This window comes from Psychrobacter maritimus, from assembly GCF_029953575.1.
GTDB lineage: Bacteria > Pseudomonadota > Gammaproteobacteria > Pseudomonadales > Moraxellaceae > Psychrobacter > Psychrobacter maritimus.
Genome location: NZ_CP124526.1, coordinates 3,066,752 through 3,087,161, shown reverse-complemented (window position 1 = coordinate 3,087,161; position 20,410 = coordinate 3,066,752). Strand labels below are relative to the sequence as shown.

Below are 20,410 nucleotides of genomic sequence, written 5' to 3'. Positions count from 1 at the left end.
TAAAGAGACGTTTTCACAGCGTAAAAGAGCAATTTTATGAGCAGTCATTACCATAACAGTAAAAATGAGCAGGCCTATTTAGACTTGCTACAACACGTCCTTACTCATGGCACTGAAAAAGGCGATCGTACTGGCACCGGTACGCTGAGTCACTTTGGTGCGCAGCTACGTTTTGACTTAGCCGATGGATTTCCCTTATTAACCACCAAAAAAGTCCATTTTAAATCCATCGTTTATGAGCTATTTTGGTTTTTAAGTGGCAGCACCCACGTCGATTATTTACAAGAAAATAACGTGCGCATCTGGAACGAATGGGCGACCGCTGAGCAAACCGCGCGCTTTAACCGTCCAGCGGGCGACCTCGGTCCTATCTATGGTCATCAATGGCGCAATTATGGCGCGACCAAGCGGGAAGATGGCAGCTATGAGAACGATGGCGTCGATCAAATTACCCAAGTTATTGAGCAAATTAAGAACAACCCCAACTCGCGCCGTTTAATCGTTTCTGGTTGGAATCCCGCTGAAGCGGAGCAAGTTGCCTTGCCGCCTTGTCATACCTTATTTCAGTTTTTTGTGGCTGAAAATAAACTGTCATGCCAGCTTTATCAACGCTCAGCGGATTTATTCCTAGGTGTGCCATTTAATATCGCCAGCTACGCCTTGCTTACCCATATGGTGGCGCAAGTGTGTGGTTTAGAAGTTGGTGAATTTGTCTGGACGGGTGGCGATTGTCATATTTACCAAAACCATCGCGAGCAAGTTGAGCTGCAACTGACACGTGAGCTTTATAGCTTGCCAACTTTGACCCTGAATCCTGATGTGACCGATATTTTTGCCTTTAACTATGATGATATCAGCGTCGATGGTTATGAGTCGCATCCTGCCATTAAAGCCAAGGTTGCCGTCTAAGTTTTTATCGCTTGAATGTTAAAAAACAATAAAAAGGATATGTTATGAGTTATGCCAATACCGAAGTTGCCCAGATTGCGGCTATCAGTAGCAATCGCTGTATCGGCAAAGGAAATGAGCTGCCGTGGTATATCTCAGCTGACTTGCAGCATTTTAAAAGCATGACGACCAAGCAAAGCGATGGCGCAATACAAGGTATCGTCATCATGGGTCGTAAAACTTTTGAGTCGATGGGCAGCCGACCACTGCCAAAACGTATCAGTTTTATCATCACCAGCCAATTAGATTATGCTGAGCAAAGTGGCTTGGTCGGTAGCGAAAAAGCTTATGTGATGCATAATTTAGACGATGCACTCACCCAAGCAGCAAGTTTGGCTCATGGTGCGCACCTTGATACCATTTGGGTCATCGGCGGCGAGCGCGTGTTTAAAGAAGCGATGATGTATACCGACCGTGTCGAGCTGACGCATGTCGATACTGACATTACGGATGGCGATGCCTTTTATCCTGAGCTGCCAAATGAGTTTGTAGTCGCAGCAGAATCTGAGCAAGTTCACGATGAGAAAAGTGGGCTAGATTTTAAGTTTGTGACTTATAAAAGAGAAGAAGGCTAATGTCACTTAATATGACATTAATCAGTCATGAAATATTAATAAAAAGGAGAGACCAAATATGGAAAACTAAAAAAGCCCAGCAAAATTAATTGCTGAGCTTAAAAAACTTTTAGACAAGACAACTGTGGAGCTAGACTCCAATGTTAGCTTACTAATAAAGTTTATTTTACCTTGGACGGTTTATATATTTTATAGTAAATGCCATTAATAGCAAATGCTAATATTTGTCTACGTCTCCATAGTTGTGAAATTTTCATAACAAATATGGAGAAGTAAATGACGAAAGTATATTGTCGTTATCCTAAAGCTGTGCATGTTCGTTGGTATTTGCGCTATCGTTTTAATCGCTGGGAGCGCGTTTGCGAGCACTGTCGCAGCTACCCAAACCAACAGTTAAGTTTTGATTTCTAACGATTAGAAAATCTTAACTGTCCAATATTATTAATTTTAAAATGACAACAGTCTTAGGCTGTTGTCATTTTTTTATGAAAATCCACTTATTCATGCAGCACTTTATAAACAGTTTTCGCCAATATCGGACCAATTCCCTGCACGCCAGCCAGCTCTTGCTGTGACGCGCCAAGCAATTGCTGCATACCACCAAAGTGATTAAGCAAGTCACGACGACGCTTTTCACCCAGCCCCGGTATAACCTCTAGCACTGATGAAGAACGGCGCTTATCACGCTTTTTACGGTGCGCAGTAATGGCAAAACGATGCGCTTCATCGCGAATATGCATCAATAAATGCAGCGCCTTACTATCCATCGGTAAATCAAGCGGCTCGTGGTCAAGGAAATGCAATACCTCAAGCCCAGCCTTACGCCCCTCGCCCTTTGCCACACCGATAAGCAAGGTATCGCCTAAAACACCCAACTCTACCAGTACTTCTTTTGCCATACTGAGCTGACCTTTACCACCATCAATCAGCAATAAATCAGGCAATGGCTGCTTTTTATAACGCCGCGTTAGCACTTGCTTCATCGCCGCATAGTCATCACCGCCGACAATATCATGAATCGCATATTGGCGATAATCACGGCGGCGCGAGCCACCTTGGTCAAAGACCACGCAGCTACCGATGGTCGCCTCACCCATGGTATGCGAGATATCAAAACACTCGATACGGTCAATAGTTCGATCAGTAACCTCTGCTAGCACCTCTTTAAGCGCGCCAAAGCGGGCATGCAATTCTAAATAATCACCAAGTTTGGTTTTTAGTGCATTATTGGTATTAAGTTTTGCCAAGTCTAACCACTCAGCGCGGTGCTCACGGACGTTGGTTTTAATAACAACCTTGCTGCCAAAATGCGTTGCCAGTGCTTCACTAACTGCCGTCTGATCGGGTAGCTCATGACTGAGTATAATTTCTGCTGGCAAGTCATCGGTTACCTGAAAATAAAATGAGGTAATAAACGCAGATAAATTATCAGCAAGCGGCTCACTGCTATCAACATCAGGGAAATAGTTCTTACCACCGAGCACGCGCCCGCCACGCACCGTCAATACATTGACACAGGTCATGCCTGCTTGGCTGGCAATAGCTATTACATCTGCCTCACCTTGTACGGTATAAACAGCTTGCTTTGCTTGGACTTCGCGCAGCATAGACAGCTGATCACGATAAAAGACCGCCTTTTCAAAATCTAACACTTCAGCCGCGCCTTCCATTTTTTCAATCAGCGTATTATGGATATCGCTAGAATCGCCTTTTAGGAAACGAATGGTATTATTGACGTCCTCGCTATATTCTTCTGGCGACACCAAACCAACACAGGGCGCACGGCAACGCTTAATCTGATACTCAAGGCATGGGCGCTTACGTTGTTTAAAAAAGGTATTGGTACATTGGCGCATCTGAAACATTTTTTGCATGAGCACCAGCGTCTCTTTTGCTGCATGCGCCGATGGGAAAGGACCAAAAAACCGGCCTTTTTGGTGATTGCCTTTGCCGCGCCCATAAGCCAATCTTGGATAAGGTTTATCCGCTGAGATAAACACATAAAGGTAAGATTTATCATCACGTAGTAGCACGTTATAAGGCGGACGGTGTTCTTTAATCAGATTTTGCTCGAGCAGCAGCGCTTCGGTTTCACTACGGGTAATAATGGTTTCGATATTATGAATCCGCGCGACTAACGCTCGCGTCTTTGGGTGGTCAATAGTCTTAGCAAAGTAGCTGTTGACGCGACTTTTAAGCGATTTGGCTTTACCAACATAAAGAATATCGCCATTTTTACCGAGCATTTTATATACCCCTGGCAAATTTGGCAGGCGCTGAATCAAATGCTTAAGACGGGCTTTTTTATCGTCGACGGGACTCGATGCTGAGACATTAACCATAGAATTTACTGCTCTCAAGATACTGATATATAGCTATTTATGGGGCGATAGTAAGCGTTTTACAAGAACCTTTATCAGCTTAGCAACAACCATAAAAAAAGCCAGCACCAAGGCTGACTTTTTACAGAAAAAATATCTCTACAAGGCGACTAGTGACGGAAATTTGGTAATAGTGCTGGAATACCTGGCAACATACCGACGATTGCCATAACTCCAGTTAATATCACAAACGTGACCACAGGGATAATCCAGCGGCTCATTTTAGTCAGATTGGCACTGCGCTCTTTCGAGCCAATTAAGCCTAAATTATCCAGTACTAGGGTAATGGACCAACCAAAGGCTGGATTTACCAAGGCTGAGGCAAAGACAACAATAGCAGCAGACTGAGTGGTTTTACCCTCGCGTGTCATCTCCATCCCTGCTTCAAGCAATGGGATAAAGACACCAACAATCAGCGCCACACACATCACCGGTTCCCAAATGGCCAAATCCATTGGATAACCCCAAACGCCTGCAATAATACAAAACAGCGCCGTTAATACCGCACCGGCTGGAATAGGACGTTTGGCAATCGCCGCGGGTACAATATACGTGCCCCATGACGATGCAAAGTTCGCGCCGCCCAATAAAGAGCCTGCCACCTGACGAATAGATGCACTGGTCATGGTATCATCGATATCCATCAGCACGCGCTCAGTGCGTTTTGGATAGCTGATTTTTTGAAAAACTTGATGACCTAAAAAGTCTGGCGACCACATGGCGACGGCTAACACCGCAAAGGGTAACACCACAACGAAGCTTTCAATGGTTGGCAATCCGAGCATCCAACCGGTATCTTCACCCCACCAATACATAGGGTTCATGTGCGGTAAACCCGGTGCCGTTTCAAAGGCAAAGGGTGCACCCATCGCAAAGGCAACCCCGCCACCTAACAGACAGCTTAACGGCACCGCAAGCCAGCGCTTTTGGAAGTTTTCTAACACCGCATACAATATAATCGTCAGTAAAATGACCACAAAGGCAATATGCGCCATGCCGATACCTTCTGCCCAAGCAAATAGGTTTTTGACTTGCGAGATGGTACCAATAAAGCCCAGATACAGGAGCAAGCCACCGCACACGCCTTTACTGGTCAAGTTTGCCAGCAGACTACCTCCTTTACTGATGGCCAGTAACAAGCCAAAAGCACCGATAAGCAGACCAAAGGCCATCGGGTGTCCACCAGCGGCAACGACGATAGGAATCAGCGGAATCAGTGGACCATGCGTACCAGCAAGGTTGGCGGTCGGCAGCAAAAAGCCTGAGAATAAAATGACAAAAAACGCCACGATGAGCAGCTCATAGCGGACGTTTTCTAGGACAAAAGCATCACCTAAACCAAGAGGACCTGCAAAGGTTGCCGCAATAGCACCTACCATCACCACTTTACCAATGGTCGCCGCCATCGCTGGAATCGTATCTTCATACTCAAAACGATAATCACGGAACGGCAAGTTTGGACGCCAGCGTTTCGGCTGCATGATTTGCAATTCATGATTGAGATAGGCGTTACGATTTTTAAAACTAGAATTGGGCTTATGTAAGTCTACATAGCTGTCTTGCAAATCACTATCAGAAGGGATTGATTGCTGCGGGTTGGACCCTGAGGCGGGAAGCTGTGTACCACTCATCACATTTCCTTATGTCGACTGAGGTTTGAGCGGCGCTACTACCCTAAGAGCGGGTAAATATGACGCTGCCCAAAACAAAATTGCGGCTATTGTAAGGCATAGGCAAGGATAATGCGAGGCTTTATATATGAAAAGATACCATACGTATCGTTATGAAAAGTATTTATTATGGCTTAGCAGGTAACACTTATAAAAATGTAATGAATCCACGGAAACGATAAGCGGTATCATGGTCATTTTGCGCTTGTTACGCTTTAAAGCTGGTGAGCTTAGGTGTTTTTCACTATGATAAATATCTTTTTATCGCCCATTGCTTGATAGCTCGCATTTAAAAGCAGCAAGCACGGCGGTCAAGGTTGACTGCATACAATAAAAACAACCTATACGATAAAAAAATCCATACGATAAGATTAGCAAAACCGGAAAAGCCAATAGGAAATATTGATGAGTTTACTGCCTAAAAATCTTGAAACGCTGAAACGTAATGCCAAAAAAAACATCATGCCATTACTCACCCCTTATTTGCTTAAATTGCGTATCAACACTTATGCACCCTACATCGGTGCCGGTATCAAGATTGAGTATATCAACCTAGACCAAGGTTTATGCGTGGTCAACATGGGGCTAAATAGCTTAAATAAGAATATCGTCGGCACCCAGTTTGGTGGCAGTCTATATTCGATGGTTGATCCATTTTATATGCTGATGCTGATGCACCAACTCGGTAGCAGCTACGTGGTTTGGGATAAAAGCTCACATATTGAATTTATCGCCCCTGGCAATAGCAAAGTCACCGCGCGCATGAAAATCCCTAGCGCTGAGATTATTACTATTCAAGAATTGGCTAAAGAAGGTGAGCCGGTATTTCGTGAATATAAGGTCGATATCGTCGATGAACAACAAAAAGTCATCGCGACTGTGACTAAGACCCTTTATATTCGACTGCGTAAGTACAGCAAATCTAAAGACCAAACCAACCGTATAGACAACCTTGAAAGCTAACGTTAAGCTTAAAGCGTTCAATTAAAATAAAGCCCCACATACAAAAACCCCAATCTGGCATGCGCACAGATTGGGGTTTTGTCTTTTTTGGTATGGCCCGCTTATTTATAAATAAACCTATGAATAAGGGCTTGTATCTACTTTTACTTCATAATGCAGCTGTACAATAGACGGCTGAATCATATAAGTAATTTTAAGCGCGATGCTTAAAATCAGATACTCGGTACAGTCTAAGCGTCAGTTTTCTTCTGAGCCGCTTTAGGAGCACGAGCAACCAACTTTTCGCGGATACGTGCTGATTTACCAGAGCGCTCACGTAAGTAGTATAGTTTCGCACGGCGAACTGCGCCACGGCGTTTCACTTCAATGCTATCAATGATTGGTGAATGCAATTGGAATGCACGCTCAACACCAACACCGCTTGAAATTTTACGAACGGTAAATGCTGAGTTTAGACCGCGGTTACGCTTAGCAATTACAACGCCTTCAAAAGCCTGTAAACGCTCACGCTCACCTTCACGTACTTTTACTTGAACCACAACGGTATCGCCGGGTGCAAAGCTTGGGCGCTCAATCAATTGAGCATTTTCGATGACCTGAACCAATGGATGCTTGTTGCTCATGAGAGTTATCTCCTCACATTAGATAATAGAGGCTTGACGCATATCACCTGTTTGTAATAATTAATCATAGCTGTTATTAATATCTTGAATTAATAATAGCTACAACGTAAATGGGTTATGACAAACGGCCATTATGCTATGACTCGTTTTATTACTGCTCAAAATTTTATTGCTTAACTGTTTATGTTTTTAACCGCTATTAACGTGGCTTTTTATCTGCTTTAGCCAATGCTTTGAGCCACTTTGCTTGCTCTACCGTTGGGGTAAACGCTTGCCATAAATCGGGACGCCGCGCTTGCGTGCGACTGACCTGTTGGCTAAAGCGCCACTTAGCGATATTGGCATGATGTCCTGAAAGCAATACTTCAGGAACCGCCATACCAGCAAACTCATGCGGCTTAGTATAATGTGGACAATCAAGCAAGCCATCGACAAACGAGTCTTGCTCAGCTGACTTATCATCACCCATGATATCAGGCAGACGACGTATCACACTATCCATCAGTACCATGGCTGGTAGCTCGCCACCCGTTAAGACATAATCACCGAGCGATATCTCCATGTCGACATACTGCGACAGTAAGCGCTCATCAATACCTTCGTAACGACCGCATAATAAAATCATGCCGTCATACTCAGTCATACTGACCACACTACTCTCGCTGAGCGTTTTGCCTTGTGGTGACATATATATCACCGGACAATGCTCACTATCGACACGGCAGCCATGTTGACTGGCTCGTAGGCGGGCATCCTCAATCGCTTGGGATAATGGCTCAGCCATCATCACCATGCCAGGACCGCCGCCATACGGGCGCTCATCAATACGGCGATAATTATCAGTGGTATAATCACGCGGGTTGATGCATTCAATCGTGACTTGCTCCTGAGTGACTGCCCGTCCCGTGATTCCAAACTCACGAATCGTGGCAAACATTTCAGGGAAAATACTAATCACTGCAAAATACATCTGATGTCTACTTGCACAAGGGATAACAGTGGCTAAATAAATCGGTGCGACTATTAACAGTTTTTAATGATAAAGCCGAAACTTATCTCACTACAGCTTGTCTTAATAGGACCTTATTAACCATTACTGATTAATAATCACTTATTATTAATAATCACTTGGCCATGCCACAAGCACGGTTTTTTCAGTCATATTGACTTCAATCACTGTTTGCTTATGCCAAGGTATCAGGCGCTCTTCTTTATCTAAACTGTCTGAATTTGCCGTTACGCGCATGATGTCATGGGCACCGGTTTCAAACATTTCAGTGATATTGCCTAGATACTCATCTTGCTCGTTTATCACGCGCAAGCTGACCAAATCCGACCAATAATATTCGTCTTCCGCTGTTTCTGGCAAAACGTTTTGTTCGACCCAAAGGGTTACCCCATTCATGGTCTCAGCAAGGTTACGGTCAGGGATTTGCTCAAATTGAGCGACAATACCTGTCCCTTGCTCACGCCAAGCCTTTACGGTCAAAGGCTTCATGCCAGTAGCAGTTTTCATCCACCAAGGCTGCATGTCAAATATTGCCGTACGATCATCCGTATCGCTAAATACCCACAGCCAGCCTTTAATGCCATAAGGCTTTTTTAGCTGACCGATTTTCATAAGTGCACTAGCGTTTGGAACAGATGACATAACGGCTAACCTAACGATGATTAAAACAGCAATGCTGAATACAGTTCAATCAAAAGCGATAAACGCAATCAAAAGTAATAAACAGTTAATGGCGCACCCTGGTCAGACCAGTTACGCTATGTTTTCTAAAGCCGACTAATAAACGCAAACATCACGCTATCAGTACTTAGTAGCCAAAACTTAAGCAGTTGCTTCAGTTTGAGCTACAGACTTGTTATAAGCTTTTGCTAATGAAGCAACGCGATCTGAAGGTTGTGCACCTTTAGCGATCCACGCATTGTACGCTTCCATGTTTAGGCGTACTGCTTCTTCAGACTCTTTAGCGAGTGGGTTAAAAAAGCCGATGTTTTCAATGTAGCGACCGTCACGCGCGCGGCGTTGATCAGCAACAACTACTTGATAAAATGGGCGTTTCTTGGCACCGCCCCGTGCTAAACGAATAACAACCATGTGAATTCTCTCTTTCGCAGGTATACCAAAAAGGGCATAATTATAGCACAGTCTTGTTTTATTGAAAACATAAACTGTGCTTATTTAATTATTTATTAACAATAGCTTAAATAGCCATGCATGTAAAACATAATTCATAATTCGTGGTCTATTTATTGGGCTTGACCCTATTAAATTGGCTACTAATTCTATCGGTAAAGCCAACAACCGCATTATTTGATTATGCTATCCTACAAGCGAACGCTAAGACCAAACCCTACTATCAAACCGCACAACTTGGACTCTTATGACCACACCAAAATCGCAACCTCGGCGCAAAGGTCGGCTTGCCCGCTCATACTCCAACACTTGGCTGACCACCTTAATGGTGGCGTTTATTGTCATCATCAGTGTCGGGGTATCGATTTCGTTTTTTTGGCGTAGTCTGTATTTACCCGAGCTTAAAAACCATGCGCGCTATCTGACCAGCGAATTACGCTTAATGAACAGCGTTAACCAAGATTGGAAACATAACCCTGCCGTGCGGCAATGGATTTATCAGCACTCACACGTGGTGGTGGTCAATAATCCTAGCGACTTTCCGACGATAGAAGATAAAGCCTTTGTTGGCGTGTTTACCGATGTGCTGCAACGCGAAATTGGCGCGCAGTTAGGGCGTCCAGTTGAGGTGTATTTTAAGTTTAAACCAACGCCGCAGCTGTGGGTGCAAGACAGCCGTGATACCAGCTTTTGGATTCGCGAACCAGTGGTATATTACTCGCAATATAGCCCTGCGCTACTATGGTTATTCTTAGGAGGCCTGCCTGTTTTGACCTTGCTGACTATTATTTTATTGGCACGGCAATTAAATCGTCCGCTACGGTATTTACAGCGCGCAGCAACCAACTATATTCGCTTGGGTCATGCCACTACATTACCGACCCATAACGGACCGACTGAAATACGCCAAGTTAATATGGCCTTCAACCGTTTATTTACCACTCTGAATCAAGCGCAAAAAGAGCGGACGATTATGCTGGCCGGTATCTCGCACGATTTGCGCACACCGCTAACGCGTATGCGCTTGACCGCTGAGATGCTGCCTGATGATTTTTTCCGTGAAGGTTTGATTTACGATATTGAGGATATGGATGCGATTTTAGAGCAGTTTATTTCATTTATGAAAGACGGTTCTGATGAACCGGTACGCCTGACCAATTTAGATACCATCTTTAATGAAATCATGGTGCAATTTGCGCCGCTGGAATTCATTTACCAGTCTGAATGTCACAAAGTGGTTCCTATACGGCCGATGTCAATTAAACGTTTGGTTATCAATTTGGTCAATAATGCCAAGCGTTACGGCAAAGCACCGATTTATTTATCAGCGACCGTCGTACCGACCTTTATAGAGACGGCTGAGATAGAAGACAGCGATGTGGTGACTGAAAACGAGGTCAATAAAGAAGCAAAAGAGCAATTGGTGATATGTGTGCGCGACTGTGGCGATGGGGTCGCAGAAGACCAGTTAGAGCGTGTCATGCAACCGTTTGAGCGCGGCGAATCAGCGCGTACCACGCAAGGTAGCGGGCTTGGTCTGGCGATTGTCGACCGTATTGCGCGCTTGCATCATGGGACGGTTGAGGCGATTAATCATCCAGATGGCGGGCTACAAGTTTGTGTGCGTATCCCACTCATCTCTAAAGTGGCAGGTGAGCCGCCATTAGATGTTGAAAACGACAAATCATCGATCCCTGATGATAATATAAATGATTTGTAGATAAATGATTTGTAGATAAACAATAATGACATCACAGCCAAAGTTTGGTTAATAGCTATTCATTGTGAATTATTAGTTGTTAGCCAAACGAGCCGTACTACTCTCTAGTACCAATGATAGGCGGAATATACTCCGCACTATTGGTAAAGGCTAAAGGCTGGGTTATTTCATTCTGCGCAGCCTTTAGCGTCTCAGTGTTGGTTGGCTGTTGCAGGAATAAATAATAACCGAGCGCTGCTGCGTTCAATACCACTAAACCACCAAATAAATACGGCATCCTTTGCCCTCCTCTATTTTTAATCTGCTTTAAAAGCTGTCGTAAACCATCAGTTGTTAATCAATCATTAATCACGGCTGTTTTAGCCAATGATGTATCAGCTTCTACCAGTCACACTACCAAAACAAGTTTAAGCACTTTTAATGCCTAGTAATCATTGCCATTCAAATAGACTTAATTAAGCATCGAAATCGCGTTCACTTTTTTCTTGGGTAAGCTCATCGGCGGCAAGCACTTGGGTCAATGGTTTGATAGGCCAAGTCATGACAAAGCGGGCGCCGCCAAGCTCACGGCTCTCGCCGACTTTCATATTGCCATTAAACCAAAAGGCGATACGCGATACAATAGACAGACCTAAACCATAGCCACCTGAGGCTCGGGTACGGCTATCGTCCAAGCGTGAAAACGGAATGAAGACTTTTTCGCGATCTTCTTCTGGAATACCGTGACCGTCATCTTCCACACTGACAAAAGCATTGCCTTTTTTGACCCCAGCACTAATGATAATGGTCGTCTCTGCATAACGTAGCGCGTTACCGGCAAGATTTTGAATTACCCGATGTAGATAACGTCTATCGGCAACCGCCGTTACTTTAGCATTGGGCAGGTTGGTCACTATCTTGATAGGCTTACCTAAAGCATTGGTCTCACGCTCAATTTGCTCAAGCAATTCTCGCAGATTGACCGGCTCTAAATCTAATTTCGGTGAGCCCTCTTCAAGCTTGGCGTAAGTTAAAATCTCATCAATCAAGCCGTTAAGTGCTTCGATATCCTCATCAATAAAATCACGCTGCATAAAGCGTGAATCTTCATCATCGGTATCTGCCAGCATATCAACAGCAAAACGAATACGAGCAACGGGTGTACGCAGTTCATGCGATACCGCGCGCGTCAGCTCACGCTGCGATTCAATTAAGCGCTTAATATGCGCCGTCATCGCATTAAAGGTCGCGGATAAGCGCGCAATCTCATCTTGGCCGATGACCTGCACTTTAATATCCAGATTGCCTTTACTAACTTCGTTGACACCGACTTGAATCAATTGCAATTTGCGCTCGAGCGGGAAAATAAGCGCATATACGCCCAAGCTGATTAAAAACATACTGATCAAAATCATACTAACAATCAGATTGAGCGGGAACCAGTTAAATAACGGCACCGGACCAATTAAAATCGCCATATCATTGATTTCAGACGGTACAACGACTTTGATTGAGGAGTTACTTTTACTGGTATTGGTATCTTGTAATAAAATGACCACCTCATCACGGCGCAAACGTGCCATCTGGTCAGGATCTAAATTGAGCGTAGTGACCGCTTTAAATTCTAAGGGAAAAGCAAACTTTTTCTCTAGCTCAGCCAAGCGCGCCCGCTTATCAGACAAGGTAGCATGGTACGATAAGTCATCGAGCAAAAATACAGCGATGGCACGTACTTGTTGTTCAGTCACTTGCGATATGCGAGCCGTTAAAACATTTCGATTGTCTGGCAAACGATAATAGACATCGGCATAAACAGGCTGGCTGACATAGCGCACGACAGTATTGCCTTTCTCAAAGCGCCGCAGCTCACTGGCATTAAAATCGACCTCATTAATCGGCACAATACTAAATTCTGCGCCAAATAAGCTACTCGCATCAGACAACCAATATTCGCGCTGAGAGTCACTCTCTTGATGCGCAATGCCTTCACTGACAATATGAAAGGCACCCGTCGCCATGTTTTCACGGTAAGACTGCACGCGCTCTTTATTAATGGTGTCCATCAATAATTGGGCGAACAATGCCACACACAAGCAGACGATTAATAGTCCGGCATAGATACGAACAAAAATACTATGTTTAAGAGAAGAAACTAATGACATACGTGCCGTGACCAACCTAATGTAGAAAAATTATTAATAGATAATAAATGATTATGGCATTTCTTACCTGATACTAGATATCTAGCATCGATAATTATCGCTCAATTAAAGCACATAACACAGCATTTAAGTTTAAAAATTAAAATTTAGGCCATAAAAAACCAGCATGATGCTGGTTTTTTATTAAAAGGTGATACAGACTAAATACTTGTATCAAAGATAACGTATTAATTGCCTTCTTTAACGAACAAATAACCTTTACTACGGACGGTTTTGATACGTTTAGGATTTTCTGGATCGTCACCGATTTTTGGACGGATACGCGAGATACGCACGTCAATTGAGCGATCCTGACCGTCATATTCGATACCGCGTAGGCGCTCAAAGATATCTTCACGTGACAAGATACGACCGGCATTAGAAGCCAATAACCATAATAGATCATATTCTGCACTGGTGAAATCAACCAGCTCATCACCTAGATTCACTGAACGACCACCATTATCGATGACCAATTCACCAAACTCTAAACGCTGTGGCACATCTTCTGATGGCGCGTTTTCTGAGCGACGTAATAACGCACGAATACGCGCGAGCAATACACGTGGCTGCGCAGGTTTAGCAACATAGTCGTCAGCGCCCATTTCAAGACCCAATACCTGATCCATATCTTCTGTGCGCGCGGTCAGCATCAAAATTGGATTCTGATAGTGTGGACGTACCTCACGGCATACGGTCAAGCCATCACTACCAGGAAGCATGACATCAAGCACGACCAAATCTGGTTGTTCGTTGACAATACGACGAATGGCGCGATTACCATCAGTTTCAATTGCCACTTCTAAACCGTTTTTGACCAAATAATCTTGGGTCAACATGGCCAGACGCTCGTCATCCTCAACAATCAAGATTCGGGGGGTGTTGTCTTCTTCATTCGTTGTCATTGTTATATCCTCTAATACATCTAATTTAAAAGCAGTAAAAGTAAGAGCGGTAAATTAATAGCACCGTAACTTAATCGATCCGTAACCTGTTGCAATCGATGTCGTTATAGCGGTTACAAACTTGGTAGCACAGTATACTATTAAACACACAGCTTCCTATACTATAGCTTATAGTTGTTAACAAAACCTATAAACTACACCCATTAAAACTTTAGTTTGCGTCCAAAAATTATACCCTTTATCTTGATAAAAAGGCATATAGCATTATTTATATGAAATAAGCGTTTGCTGCTAATCAGCCAAACGTCCTGCCCTACTGAACCTCTCACTCACATAGATATAATTAGGACACTCTTTTAAAAATGCATTTTATAAGAATGCATGTAACGAAAATCTGTGTAAGCAACTTTTATCGTGAGCAAATTTTTATCTAACCCCTAATATAACCATATATTGTCATTGTCGCTAGTGACTTCTCATTCATTTACTAAAAATTGGTTGGTTATTAAGAATTCCTGCTTGATATATAGTAAAAGAAACAAAAACCCGCTACAGTATATAATATGGCATACTCAAAAGACTACCGACAACTGATCCTCAATAAGCTTGCAGAAGGCTATAGCATTCGACAACTTGCCGAGGAATATCAAATTAGCACCAACACTATTCAGCGTTGGAAAAAATTTCCTGAGCGTAAAAAACGTCAGTTTACCCCAACTAAAATAGACGATGCATTACTGAGAGCGGATGTAGAGGCTTATCCTGATGACTATCAGCACGAACGAGCTCGGCGTTTTAATTGTACTCAAAGAGCGATAGGCATTGCATTAAAACGAATCGGCATCACTCAAAAAAAAGAGCTTAACTCATCCAAAAGCAGATGATAAAAAACGTTTAATATTTCTTGAAAAGTTAGCGCAATTTGAGTTTGATGATAAGCCTATTATCTATCTTGATGAAAGTGGCTTTAAGTCTCATGAGAACAGGCCTTACGGTTACTCTAATAGAGGTAAAAAATGCTTTGGACAATACAACTGGCAGCTTAAAAACCAAACCAATGCGATAGGTGCTATTTACAATAATCAGCTGTTCGCTGTTGGACTTTATGATCGCAGTGTCAATAGTGATGTATTTCATAGCTGGGTTGAACAACTGCTGCTACCAAGCTTACCGAAAGACAGTGTAATCGTTATGGATAATGCAACCTTCCATAAGCGCAAAGACACAACTGAACTTATAGAAGATGCAGGGCACACTATTTTATGGCTGCCACCTTACAGTCCTGATTTGAATCCTATCGAGCAAATGTGGGCTTGGGTCAAACAAAAACGTAAAGAGTGGCGGCTAGATTGCGTTGACACACTGTTCTTTTATTTCTTATGGCTGTGTGGCGATTTATAAGTTCTTTGACTATAGCAACTTTCTATGTATGGCCTTTGCACACTAAAATTGATATATAAATAAGCAAAATACTAGCTATCAGAACAACAGGTATAAAAAAACAGCCCATGATGGACTGTTTTTTTATTATTGTAGAAAAATTAAAGAAAAACTCTAACCTTTGCTACAAACTATAAGACTAAGCGCGGTTTTTGTATTTACGGATAGTCTGTAGCTGGGCGACTGATTCAGCCAATGACGCTAATGCCGCATTGGTTTGTACAGTATCAGATTGGTTGACCAGCATTTGCTCAGCTTTGTTACGTGCTTCAACGATTTTACTTTCGTCAAGATTGTGTGCACGCATGGCAGTATCAGCAAGTACGGTGACCATTTTTGGCTGTACTTCTAACACGCCGCCTGAGACGTAAATCACTTCTTCTTCACCGTTAGGCGTTTGTACGCGCATTGCACCTGGCTTTAGCAAAGTAATAAGCGGAGTGTGACCTGGCAATATACCAATCTCGCCTTCGGTACCACTAGCTATTAACATGCTAATTTCGCCTGAATACAACTCTTCACGAGCACTTACGACGCGACATTGTAACGTTGCCATACTTAATTCCTTACCATCAAAGCGCGATCAAAAAACAGTAAAAACTGCGATGCGTTACTGAAGAGTAGATATAAGGTTTATATTATACCTACTCGTTAGTCAATACGAGTACAACTTACGCTGCAGAAGACTTCATTTTTTCAGCTTTAGCTACTACTTCGTCGATGCCGCCAGCCATATAGAAAGCTTGCTCTGGTAGGCTATCATACTCACCAGCGATGATTGCTTTAAAGCTTGCAATGGTATCGCGTAGTGGAACATATTTACCAGGTGCACCGGTAAATACTTCAGCGACGTGGAATGGCTGTGATAAGAAGCGCTGAATCTTACGAGCGCGATAAACAACTAGTTTATCTTCTTCTGATAACTCATCCATACCCAAGATGGCGATGATGTCTTTTAGCTCTTTATAGCGCTGTAGAACTTCCTGAACACCACGAGCAACGTTGTAATGCTCTTCACCGATAACCAATGGATCAAGCTGACGTGACGTTGAATCTAGTGGATCAACTGCAGGGTAGATACCTTGTGAAGCGATATCACGGCTTAGTACCACTGTCGCATCCAAGTGAGCAAACGTCGTTGCTGGTGATGGATCCGTCAAGTCATCCGCAGGTACATATACTGCTTGTACAGAAGTAATAGAACCTGATTGCGTTGACGTAATACGCTCTTGCAGCATACCCATCTCTTCAGCTAGTGTTGGCTGATAACCAACCGCTGATGGCATACGACCTAGTAGTGCTGATACTTCAGTACCGGCTAGTGTATAACGATAGATGTTATCAACGAATAGCAATACGTCACGACCTTTGCCAGTGGCAGGATCTTTGGTATCACGGAAGTACTCAGCCATGGTCAAACCAGACAGTGCAACACGTAGACGGTTACCCGGTGGCTCATTCATCTGACCGTATACCATCGCAACTTTAGATTTGCTAAAGTCTTCAGTGTTTACAACGCCAGCTTCTTGCATTTCGTGATAGAAGTCATTACCTTCACGCGTACGCTCACCGACGCCTGCAAATACTGACAACCCTTCATGTTTTAGAGCGATGTTGTTGATCAATTCCATCATGTTGACGGTTTTACCAACACCAGCACCACCAAACAGACCAACTTTACCACCTTTAGCAAACGGGCAAAGTAGATCGATAACTTTAATACCAGTCTCTAGTAGTTCAGTACTGTTTGACTGATCCGCGTAGCTTGGCGCTTCACGGTGAATAGACCAACGCTCATCTGCTGCGACCGGACCTTCTTCATCGATAGGACGACCAAGAACATCCATGATGCGACCTAGGGTACCCATACCTACTGGTACAGAAATAGGTGCGCCAGTGTTGGTCACTGGTAGGTTACGCTTTAGGCCTTCGGTTGAACCCATCGCAATAGTACGTACGATACCATCACCTAGTTGTTGCTGTACTTCTAGGGTGGTTTCAGTGCCGTCTACTTGCAAGGCATCAAAAATCTGAGGAACTTCGTTACGGTTAAACTCAACGTCAAGAACCGCGCCAATAATCTGTACAATACGACCGCTACTCATTGCGTTCTCCTTGAACTTCTGTATATAGTTGGTTTTATAAAGGGTTTCAGTTATGAAACAGCAGCAGCACCGCCAACGATTTCCGAGATTTCTCGGGTAATCGCCGCTTGACGCAGCTTGTTATAAACCAACTGTAAATCGTTAATTAGGTCACCAGCATTATCTGTCGCCGCTTTCATCGCAACCATACGTGAAGACTGCTCAGAGGCAATGTTTTCCATTACCGCTTGATAGACAATCGACTCGATATAGCGACCAAGTAATTGGTCAATCAAAGTTTTGATGTCAGGCTCGTAGATATAATCCCAGCTCAATTCTGTTTGAATACCGCTTTCTTCGTCACCAAATGAGCCCTCTGGTAGAGGCACCAATTGATTGACAATCGGCTTTTGGGTCATGGCGTTTACAAACTGGTTATAGACCACGTAGATACGGTCGATTTTACCGTTACTGTAGTCTTCTAACATTGCTTGGACCGGCGCGTTTAATTGCTCAAACGTGGGTTTATCACCATAATCAGTCACAGCTGAGGTGACTTTACCACCAAAGTTTTTGAAGAAGCTGACGCCTTTAGCGCCAATCACTGCAAACTCGGCTTGTACAGACTGGTCTTGATATTGCTGAATACTTTTAGATAGAGCTTTGAATAGGTTAATATTCAAACCACCCGCCAAACCACGGTCAGATGTGATGACAATATAGCCAACTTTATCAACTGGACGCGTTACCATGTACGGATGTTTGTAATCTGATGAGGCATGCACCAAATGCGAAATAACCCGGCGCATACTATCAGCATACGGGCGACCCACTTCCATGCGCTCTTGGGCACGGCGCATTTTACTGGCGGCTACCATTTGCATAGCGCGAGTAATTTTCTGGGTACTTTTAATACTGGTGACTTTGGCACGTATCTCTTTTAAGCTTGCCATAATGATTCCAATATAAGAGGGTTAAAAAGCATGGGCGTATGCAACAATCATTTAATATAAAACACTGAACTTATTGGATAATGTCTTTACATTTTGTGGCATGACGCAATCTTAGACCATTGCTGGTTAAAACAGTGGCGCTGCTATCTTAAAAGAGAATTCCTTAAAAGAAACCTTCAGATAATGCGCCACTTTTTGCACTCTAAACTAGAGTGCTAACCAACTCAGGCTTAACCCGTTAAATTAATAACTGTGATTTTGTTTAAAGGTCTCTAAAGATGACTTTAAACGACCTGCGATATCATCATTGTAATTCGCAGTGTCATCAATCTCACGCATCAATTCACTCTGCTCATCATGCATATAGCGTAAGTAAGCTTCTTCAAAAGAACCGATTTTTTCAACAGGAACGTCCGCTAAGAACCCTTCGTTCGACGCATAAATAACTGCGGCTTGCTCAGAGATAGACATTGGCTGATACTGTTTCTGTTTCATGAGTTCAGTCACGCGCTCACCATGATCAAGCTGTTCACGCGTTGCGTCATCAAGGTCTGATGCAAACTGAGCAAATGCAGCCAATTCACGATACTGAGCTAGAGCGGTACGGATACCACCAGACAGTTTCTTAATAATCTTAGTCTGAGCAGCACCACCAACACGTGATACCGAGATACCAGCGTTGACTGCTGGACGGATACCTGAGTTAAATAGGCTAGATTCTAAGAAGATCTGACCATCAGTGATTGAAATCACGTTGGTTGGTACGAATGCAGATACGTCACCAGCTTGGGTTTCAATGATAGGTAGCGCGGTTAAAGAACCGGTTTTACCAACCACTTCACCATTGGTGAATTTTTCTACGTACGCCGCGTTTACGCGTGATGCACGCTCAAGTAAACGTGAGTGTAAATAGAATACGTCACCAGGATAGGCTTCACGACCTGGTGGACGACGTAGCAATAGTGAAATCTGACGATAAGCAACGGCTTGTTTTGATAAATCATCAAAAACAATCAGTGCATCTTCGCCGCGGTCACGGAAGTATTCGCCCATCGTACAACCTGAGTACGGTGCGATATACTGCAGTGCTGCTGGCTCTGACGCTGAAGCGACAACTACAGTCGTATATTCAAGGGCACCAGTTTGCTCAAGCTTACGTACCACGTTGGCAATGGTAGAACGTTTCTGACCGATTGCGACGTATACACACTTAATACCAGATGATTTCTGCGCAATGATCGCATCGATAGCCATCGCGGTTTTACCCGTCTGGCGGTCACCAATGATAAGCTCACGCTGACCACGACCGATTGGAATCATGGTATCAACAGCTTTATAACCAGTCATTACTGGTTGATCTACTGATTGACGGTCGATAACGCCTGGGGCGATTTTTTCGACTTTATCAGTCATCTTGGCATCGATAGGACCTTTGCCATCAATAGGGTTACCTAAAGCATCAACAACACGGCCTAGCAACTCAGGACCTACGGGTACTTCCAAAATGCGACCAGTACAATAGGCTTTTTGACCTTCTTGTAGTTTTAGGAAGTCGCCTAATACTACCGCACCAACAGAATCACGCTCTAAGTTAAGCGCCATTCCGTAGATTTCACCTTCAAACTCAATCATTTCGCCGTACATGGCATCTTCAAGACCATGAATCTGCACGATACCGTCAGATACTTTGACAATCGTGCCTTCATTCTTTGCAGTTGCACCCGCATCAAGGTCTTGAATACGCTGCTTAATCAGATTACTGATTTCCGCTGGATTCAATTGTTGCATTGCCTTGTTTCCTTTAATTTATGATAACCCGCCACTGACT

The 20,410-nt window shown here is 43.6% G+C and carries 20 protein-coding genes; 7 read left to right on the top strand and 13 right to left on the bottom strand.

Annotation, left to right across the window (positions count from 1 at the left end):
* Positions 1-36: 36 nt before the first annotated feature.
* The 3 genes from QJS82_RS13215 to QJS82_RS13205 all read left to right on the top strand — a co-directional run bounded on the left by QJS82_RS13215 (position 37) and on the right by QJS82_RS13205 (position 1,934).
* Positions 37-909: a thymidylate synthase gene (locus QJS82_RS13215; protein ID WP_281490783.1), complete on the top strand. Its 873-nt coding sequence runs from the start codon at positions 37-39 to the stop codon at positions 907-909.
* Positions 910-953: 44 nt separating this feature from the next.
* On the top strand, positions 954-1,523 hold the full coding sequence (locus QJS82_RS13210; RefSeq protein WP_281490782.1) for a dihydrofolate reductase: 570 nt from the start codon (positions 954-956) through the stop codon (positions 1,521-1,523).
* A gap of 276 nt (positions 1,524-1,799) precedes the next feature.
* Positions 1,800-1,934, top strand: coding sequence for a hypothetical protein (locus QJS82_RS13205; protein ID WP_281490781.1), 135 nt, complete (start codon positions 1,800-1,802; stop codon positions 1,932-1,934).
* Positions 1,935-2,020: 86 nt separating this feature from the next.
* Here QJS82_RS13205 and uvrC read toward each other — a convergent pair whose 3' ends face one another.
* Together uvrC and QJS82_RS13195 are read right to left on the bottom strand one after the other, a co-directional pair.
* Entirely contained in the window at positions 2,021-3,865 is a 1,845-nt protein-coding gene (gene uvrC / locus QJS82_RS13200; protein ID WP_281490780.1) for an excinuclease ABC subunit UvrC, read from the bottom strand.
* 149 nt (positions 3,866-4,014) lie between these two features.
* Positions 4,015-5,535, bottom strand: a complete 1,521-nt coding sequence (locus QJS82_RS13195; protein WP_281490779.1) for a DUF3360 family protein — start codon at positions 5,533-5,535, stop codon at positions 4,015-4,017.
* A gap of 444 nt (positions 5,536-5,979) precedes the next feature.
* On the opposite strand from QJS82_RS13195, the gene QJS82_RS13190 reads away from it, so the two are divergent.
* The gene (locus QJS82_RS13190) at positions 5,980-6,537 is read left to right on the top strand and encodes a DUF4442 domain-containing protein (RefSeq protein ID WP_201619607.1); all 558 of its coding nucleotides are present in this window, start codon (positions 5,980-5,982) and stop codon (positions 6,535-6,537) included.
* 230 nt (positions 6,538-6,767) lie between these two features.
* On the opposite strand, the gene rplS is transcribed toward QJS82_RS13190, so the two are convergent.
* The 4 genes from rplS to rpsP all read right to left on the bottom strand — a co-directional run bounded on the left by rplS (position 6,768) and on the right by rpsP (position 9,261).
* Positions 6,768-7,160 (bottom strand): 50S ribosomal protein L19, encoded by a 393-nt coding sequence (gene rplS, locus QJS82_RS13185; protein WP_191690714.1) that lies wholly within the window; start codon positions 7,158-7,160, stop codon positions 6,768-6,770.
* A gap of 199 nt (positions 7,161-7,359) precedes the next feature.
* A complete protein-coding gene (gene trmD / locus QJS82_RS13180; RefSeq protein WP_201619606.1) occupies positions 7,360-8,130 on the bottom strand; it encodes a tRNA (guanosine(37)-N1)-methyltransferase TrmD in 771 nt (256 codons plus the stop codon).
* 147 nt (positions 8,131-8,277) lie between these two features.
* A complete protein-coding gene (gene rimM, locus QJS82_RS13175) occupies positions 8,278-8,811 on the bottom strand; it encodes a ribosome maturation factor RimM (RefSeq protein ID WP_201563669.1) in 534 nt (177 codons plus the stop codon).
* A gap of 180 nt (positions 8,812-8,991) precedes the next feature.
* The gene (gene rpsP / locus QJS82_RS13170) at positions 8,992-9,261 is read right to left on the bottom strand and encodes a 30S ribosomal protein S16 (RefSeq protein ID WP_010197931.1); all 270 of its coding nucleotides are present in this window, start codon (positions 9,259-9,261) and stop codon (positions 8,992-8,994) included.
* A 286-nt stretch (positions 9,262-9,547) separates the two neighbouring features.
* Between rpsP and QJS82_RS13165 the strand changes: the two genes are divergently transcribed.
* Complete coding sequence (locus QJS82_RS13165; RefSeq protein WP_201619605.1) at positions 9,548-11,020, top strand: ATP-binding protein; 1,473 nt, start codon at positions 9,548-9,550, stop codon at positions 11,018-11,020.
* Positions 11,021-11,117: 97 nt separating this feature from the next.
* Here QJS82_RS13165 and QJS82_RS13160 read toward each other — a convergent pair whose 3' ends face one another.
* The 3 genes from QJS82_RS13160 to QJS82_RS13150 form a co-directional block, all read right to left on the bottom strand.
* Entirely contained in the window at positions 11,118-11,297 is a 180-nt protein-coding gene (locus tag QJS82_RS13160; protein WP_201619604.1) for a hypothetical protein, read from the bottom strand.
* 178 nt (positions 11,298-11,475) lie between these two features.
* On the bottom strand, positions 11,476-13,161 hold the full coding sequence (locus QJS82_RS13155; protein ID WP_201619603.1) for an ATP-binding protein: 1,686 nt from the start codon (positions 13,159-13,161) through the stop codon (positions 11,476-11,478).
* Between the two features lie 227 nt (positions 13,162-13,388).
* On the bottom strand, positions 13,389-14,105 hold the full coding sequence (locus QJS82_RS13150) for a response regulator (RefSeq protein WP_021812806.1): 717 nt from the start codon (positions 14,103-14,105) through the stop codon (positions 13,389-13,391).
* 563 nt (positions 14,106-14,668) lie between these two features.
* On the opposite strand from QJS82_RS13150, the gene QJS82_RS13145 reads away from it, so the two are divergent.
* Positions 14,669-14,989, top strand: a complete 321-nt coding sequence (locus QJS82_RS13145) for an IS630 transposase-related protein (protein WP_025651424.1) — start codon at positions 14,669-14,671, stop codon at positions 14,987-14,989.
* A gap of 13 nt (positions 14,990-15,002) precedes the next feature.
* A complete protein-coding gene (locus QJS82_RS13140; protein ID WP_068407314.1) occupies positions 15,003-15,506 on the top strand; it encodes an IS630 family transposase in 504 nt (167 codons plus the stop codon).
* Positions 15,507-15,684: 178 nt separating this feature from the next.
* Here QJS82_RS13140 and QJS82_RS13135 read toward each other — a convergent pair whose 3' ends face one another.
* The 4 genes from QJS82_RS13135 to atpA all read right to left on the bottom strand — a co-directional run bounded on the left by QJS82_RS13135 (position 15,685) and on the right by atpA (position 20,370).
* Entirely contained in the window at positions 15,685-16,101 is a 417-nt protein-coding gene (locus QJS82_RS13135; RefSeq protein WP_201619602.1) for a F0F1 ATP synthase subunit epsilon, read from the bottom strand.
* Positions 16,102-16,216: 115 nt separating this feature from the next.
* Positions 16,217-17,650, bottom strand: coding sequence for a F0F1 ATP synthase subunit beta (gene atpD, locus QJS82_RS13130; protein WP_201563677.1), 1,434 nt, complete (start codon positions 17,648-17,650; stop codon positions 16,217-16,219).
* Positions 17,651-17,700: 50 nt separating this feature from the next.
* Positions 17,701-18,582 (bottom strand): F0F1 ATP synthase subunit gamma, encoded by an 882-nt coding sequence (gene atpG / locus QJS82_RS13125; protein WP_201563679.1) that lies wholly within the window; start codon positions 18,580-18,582, stop codon positions 17,701-17,703.
* Positions 18,583-18,825: 243 nt separating this feature from the next.
* Positions 18,826-20,370 (bottom strand): F0F1 ATP synthase subunit alpha, encoded by a 1,545-nt coding sequence (atpA, locus tag QJS82_RS13120; protein ID WP_149490809.1) that lies wholly within the window; start codon positions 20,368-20,370, stop codon positions 18,826-18,828.
* Positions 20,371-20,410 lie beyond the last annotated feature (40 nt).